Source organism: Bradyrhizobium cenepequi, from assembly GCF_020329485.1.
Classification (GTDB): domain Bacteria; phylum Pseudomonadota; class Alphaproteobacteria; order Rhizobiales; family Xanthobacteraceae; genus Bradyrhizobium; species Bradyrhizobium cenepequi.
On record NZ_JAGKJI010000159.1, the window covers coordinates 1 to 949 of the forward strand.

The 949-nt window shown below is 64.9% G+C and carries 1 protein-coding gene; it reads right to left on the bottom strand.

Going from position 1 to position 949, the window contains the following annotated elements:
- On the bottom strand, positions 1-949 hold a 949-nt coding region (locus tag J6497_RS40660; protein WP_225709747.1), incomplete at both ends, for an IS630 family transposase.

Consider the following 949-nt stretch of genomic DNA (forward strand, 5'->3'; position numbering starts at 1 on the left):
CGAGGCACTGTCCCCGCAAGACGCCGATCTCGATCTCAACCATGTTGAGCCAGCTTGCATGCTTGGAGGTGTAGTGGAACTCGAGCCGCCGCAAGATCCGCCTGGCTTCGGCGGGCGGGAACGTCTGATACAGGGCGCCGGCCGAGTGGGTCGATAGATTGTCTTGAACGATCCGGATGGTCTCGGCATCGGGATAATGGATGTCGACGAGGTCGCGCATGCATTGGGCGTAGTCCTCGGCCGCGCGCCGCTCGGTGACTTTGACCTTGCGCCAGGGACGATGCACGTCGAGCAGGACGAACAGGTTGACGGTGCCACTGCGACGATACTCGTAATCGTAACGTTCGAGCCGGCCCGGCTCGGCTGGGATCGGCTGACGCGCCTCGCCGATGAGCTGCACCGGGCTTTCATCGAAGCACACCACCGGCCGCTCGGGATCGGGCGCCTCGGCGTAAAGGTCGAGCACGTCTTCCATGCGGGCGACGTATTCGCCGTCGACCAGTGGAATGCACCACATGTCCTTGCGCCAGGGTTTGAGGCCATTTTCCGCCGGGCGCCGCCGAACCGTCTCCTGCGACAGGTTCTTGTGTTCGGTGAGCTTGACCATCGCACCTGCCAGTAGCTTGAGCGTCCAGCGGGCGCGGCCCGCCGGGGGACTGGCACAGGCTGTTGCCACCAGCAAGGCTTCTTCCTTGCCGGTGAGTTTGCGCTCCGCTCCGGGACGCGGCTCTTCGCTCGGCGCTCGCTCCAGATTGCCTTCCACGAAGCGTCGCTTGGTCCGGTACACGGTTGAGCCGCCCACACCGACGTCCCTGGCGATCTCCTCGTCGCGGGCTCCGCCATCGGCGGCCAGCAAAATCTGCGCTGGCTTGAGCTTGCGGGACGCATGCTTGCCGCCGTTGAGCAGCGCCCTGAGTTCGGTGCGCTCGATTTGGCTGAGTTCGACCCG